At 62.7% G+C, this 4,487-nt stretch carries 4 protein-coding genes; all 4 read left to right on the top strand.

Annotated elements, in window-relative coordinates; genetic code table 11:
* Nucleotides 1–211 (top strand): phosphopantetheine-binding protein (locus A1351_RS01645; RefSeq protein WP_157096038.1); only part of this gene is annotated, 211 nt, incomplete at its 5' end.
* Nucleotides 208–357, top strand: coding sequence for a hypothetical protein (locus tag A1351_RS26075; RefSeq protein WP_371441442.1), 150 nt, complete (start codon nucleotides 208–210; stop codon nucleotides 355–357). The genes A1351_RS01645 and A1351_RS26075, both read left to right, overlap by 4 nt.
* Nucleotides 354–2,066, top strand: coding sequence for a cyclic peptide export ABC transporter (locus A1351_RS01640; protein WP_051465558.1), 1,713 nt, complete (start codon nucleotides 354–356; stop codon nucleotides 2,064–2,066). Before A1351_RS26075 ends, A1351_RS01640 begins: the two co-directional genes overlap by 4 nt.
* Nucleotides 2,059–4,446 (top strand): penicillin acylase family protein, encoded by a 2,388-nt coding sequence (locus tag A1351_RS01635; RefSeq protein ID WP_024881764.1) that lies wholly within the window; start codon nucleotides 2,059–2,061, stop codon nucleotides 4,444–4,446. The genes A1351_RS01640 and A1351_RS01635 overlap by 8 nt, the downstream gene beginning before the upstream one ends.
* Nucleotides 4,447–4,487 lie beyond the last annotated feature (41 nt).

Genomic DNA, 4,487 nt, shown 5'->3' with positions numbered 1-4,487 from the left:
TTTCTTCGAGCTCGGCGGCCATTCGCTCACCGTGATGCAATTGGTCGCGCGCGTGTCGAACATGCTGAATGTCAGTCTGCCGATTTCTCTCGTGTATCGGAACGATAGGCTCGCGGTCCTCGCGGAGACCGTGGATCTGATGAAGGCGCTGAACCCATCCCACAGCGATCGAGCTTCGTCGGCCGCCGCTTTCGAAGAATTCGAAATATGAACGCCATGGAGCTCATGTGCGAGACCCATTCTCGACGCATATTGGTCCGCCTCGATGATGGTCGCCTGCGGGTCGAGGCTTCCGTCGGCGCGCTGCCGGCGCGCCGGCGAGCAAAATTGGCGCAGAGAGCTCGGAGCGGCGCATGAGTGATGGAGGTAATGAAATGGATGCGCCGCGCACAACCGCTCTGCATTTGTGGCGCGTGTTCGCGGCGTCGAAGACCGCCTTGACGTTGTCGATCGCGACCGGGCTGATCGCAGGCGTGAGCAGCGCTCGGCTCTTGACCTTCATCACCCATGCGCTCGAAAGCGGGGGGCGCGGGACGTTCGAGCTCGCCGCCAGCTTTTTCGCGCTCTGCTTCGTCGCGCTCGCGTCGAGCGCCGTCTCGCTGATCCTATTGTCGCGGATCGCCCAGGAAAATCTCTACAGCCTTCGTCTGTGGCTCAGCCGTTGCATTCTTGCGGCGCCGCTGCGTCAGGCGCAGGCTCTGGGAGCGCATCGCCTGATGGCCGCGCTCACGAGGGATATCGACAGCGTCGTGGTCGCTCAAGAGGTATTGCCGGCTCTGTTCATCGAAGGCTCCAAGGTCGTCGCCGTCTTCGTCTATCTATGGATGCTGTCGCCTCCGCTTTTTCTTATCACCGCGATCTATGTGATCGTCACCATCGTCGGTCTGCAAGCGCCGCAAAAATGGGCCTTGCGATGGCTGGAACGGGCGCGGCAAACCGAAAATGCGATGTTCAATCATTTCCGCGCGGCCACAGAAGGCGGCAAAGAGCTGAAGATGAACGCGCGGCGCCGGCGCGCCTTTCTGGACGATGAATTGCGCGAAACGGCGGGCGCGCTCAAGACGCAGAGAATCAAAGCGCTGGTGATTTTCGTCCTGATCGACCGCTGGGCTGAAACGCTATTCTATCTATTGCTCGGTCTCGTTCTCTTCGTCGTTCCGCGCTTTCAAGCAGCGTCGTCCGAGACGCTGACGGGCTTCACCCTCGCGATCCTGTTCCTCGGAGGCCCTCTATCCTTGGTCGGCGGCTGGCTGCCCAACATAGGCAAGGGCGTCGTAGCCCTACGCAACATCGAAGCGATGGGCTTGCGTCTGACGGCGGAGGCGGAAGTCGCCGCTGACGCGCCGCTGGCGTTTCGCCAGTCGCGGCCCGGCGTTCTGGAGCTCGAAGGCGTCACGCATCGATATATGAGCGAGAATGACGACGTGGGATATCGGCTCGGCCCGATCACGCTTCGTATCGAGCCGGGAGAGCTCATATTCGTCACCGGCGGCAACGGCAGCGGCAAGACGACGCTGGCTCTGCTCGTTCTGGGTCTTTTTCCACCCGACGCCGGCGCCGTTCGGCTGGGAGGAACGCTCGTCACTCATGACAATCGCGAGGCATATCGGCAGAATTTCTCCGCTGTCTTCGCGGACGCGTTTATTTTCGACTCGTTGCTGGGCTATGCCGGCGCAAAAGCGCAGGAGCGCGCGCAGGAACTGTTGGAGCTTCTCGATCTCGACAAGAAGCTGCGTATCGAGAACGGACGGCTTTCCACGGTGGATCTGTCGCGCGGACAGCGCAAGCGATTGGCGCTGCTGACCGCTTATGTCGAGGATCGCCCCTTCTATTTGTTCGACGAATGGGCGGCCGAGCAGGATCCCCCGTTCCGGGAGCTGTTCTATCGCAAGCTTTTGCCGGAGCTGAAAGCGCTCGGCAAGACGGTCATCGTGATCACGCATGACGACCGCTATTTTCACTTCGCCGACCGCGTGCTCCACATGACATCTGGACAGATCGAGGCGTTTTCCAGAGCCGATGAAACATTTCGCGCCGATCGCGAGGAGCGCTTGCAACATGCGTAAGGCGATGCGTCGTTCGGGCGTTCTCATCGTCGCCGCTCTGCTGGCGGGAGCGGCGACACTCGTTGGAGTCGTGCGTCTGCCTCTCCCCTGGGAGGGCGGCTCGCATGTTGTGCCGGGGCTCGGCGAGGCTGTCGTGGTGGAGTTCGACTCGGTCGGCGTTCCGCATATTCGCGCAACGAGCCGAACCGACGCCTACGCCGCCCTGGGCTATGCGACGGCGCGCGATCGCCTGTTTCAGATGGACATGCTCCGCCGCAAGACCGGCGGACGATTGGCTGAGATTTTCGGCTCTGCTTTGGTGAAGGACGACAGTTGGAGCCGCGCGATGGGGTTCGAACGTCTCGCAGGCGCCATCTTGCGACAGCTTCCCGCCGAACAGGGAGCGGCGCTGACGGCCTATGCGGCCGGCGTCAATCAAGCGATGCGCGACGCTTTGGCATGGCCTTGGGAGTTTACTGTTCTAGCGTATGCGCCGGAGCCATGGCGTCTGCAGGACAGCATTCTGGTTGCATTGAATCTGGCGGATTTGTCTTATTCGGCAGATCAAGAGCGCGCGGCCAGCGTCATGCGCGCGGCCTTGCCCGAGGCCGTCGTCGATTTCCTGACGCCGGACGGCGATTGCTACAATGAGATGCTCGCGCCACGAACGCCCGAACGCTGCACGCCGGGCGCGCTTCCGGCGCGAGAGATAGAGCAGCTGATGCGCGAGGCGGGAGGACGCGAGAGAAGCGCGGGCTTGGTTCAGAACGAACGTGCGCCGCGCGGCTCCAATGGCTGGGTCGTTGCGCGGGGGAAGACGCGCGACGGCCGCGCGATCCTCGCCAATGACATGCATCTGTCGCTCGAGACGCCCAACATCTGGTATCAAGCCGACCTCGCCTATGGTTCACGGCGGGTGGAAGGCTTGACCTTGCCGGGCTTGCCGATGGTGATCACGGGGACGAATGGGCGCGTCGCCTGGGGCCTGACCAGCGTCGAGGGCGATTTCGCCGATTTGGCCCGCCTGCGCAGAGATGCGGCCGAGCCGTCGAAATATCTCACGTCCGATGGCGCGCGTGAGTTTTCGGCGCGTGTGGAGCGCATCGGCGTGCGCGGCGCGCCGGAGATCGTGCTGCAGGTCAAAGAGACGATCTGGGGGCCGGTTCTACCCGAGCCGCTTCTCGGCGAGGAGGTCGCTCTCCGGTGGACGATGCTGGATCCGATCGCAACCAATCTCGACCTGATGGACATGGACAGCGTCGCGACCGCCGCGGAGGCCGCGCCGGTCATGCGCGGCGCGGGCGTTCCACCGCTCAATGCTCTTCTTGCGGACAGTTCCGGCTCGGTCATGTGGACGCTGATGGGGAAAATCCCAAAGAGACGCGGTCTGAGCGGCCTCTTCGCCGAATTTTGGGATGACGGCTCGGTCGGTTGGGACGGCTATTATTCACAACAAGAATTGCCCAGCATCGTCGATCCCGCGTCCGGCTACATCGTCAGCGCCAATCAGCGCATGCTCGGCGCCGCCGATTTCGCGCCGAAGATCGGCCACGACTATTCGGGCGGCTTCCGCGCCTGGCGAATCGACCAGCGCCTGAACGAGTCTTCGCGCATCGACGAGAGCGACATGGCGGCGCTTCAACTCGACGCCTCCACGGAATTCTACCGCTATTATCAGACTCTGGCGCGGCGCGCATTGAACGCTCCCGAGAGCGAGGGCGACAAAGACGCCGCCGCACTGATCCACGCGCTCGAAACCTGGGACGGGCGCGCGGAGGACAATAGTCTCGGGTTGCCGCTGATCGTCGAATTCCGAAACTCGCTGATCGACGCCGTTCTGTCGCCGCTCTTGGCGCGATGCCGCGCGCTGGAGCCGGGCTTCGTCTATGAATGGAGCAATGCGGACGTCCCCGTACAACGCATTATCGACAGCGGACGGGCCGAACTTTTGCCGGATCGCGATACGCATCGCGATTGGCCGCATTTTTTGCGCGCCGTGCTGAGGGAGAGCGCGCGGCGTCTGGCGCAGTCCAATGGACGCCGTCCTGTCGACGATCTTCGGTGGGGAGAGGCGAACAGGGTCGAAATCCGTCATCCGCTTGCCGCCGCGACGCCGTTGCTGGCTCCCGTTCTGAACATGCCGCGCGTTCCCGTTGCGGGATGTAGGCAATGTGTCCGGTTTTACTTTGCGGATGCGGGCAAGAGCTCGGGAGCAAATGCGCGCATGGTCGTCGCGCCGGGGCGCGAGTCGGAGGGCTTGATGCAGATGGCGGCCGGCCAATCTGGGCAGTTCGGATCTCCGCATTATGCGGACAGGGAGATGGACTGGGTCGCCGGACGGTCGCGGCCGTTTCGCGCCACAAATTTCGACGGCAGGATGATTTTGAATCCTGCACGGTAATTCCGTGAATTAGACAGTCGTCGTTCTTGGTTGCGGGGACA

The organism is Methylosinus sp. R-45379 (assembly GCF_001644125.1).
In the GTDB taxonomy this organism is placed as follows: domain Bacteria; phylum Pseudomonadota; class Alphaproteobacteria; order Rhizobiales; family Beijerinckiaceae; genus Methylosinus.
This window is presented reverse-complemented; position numbering and strand designations above follow the sequence as displayed.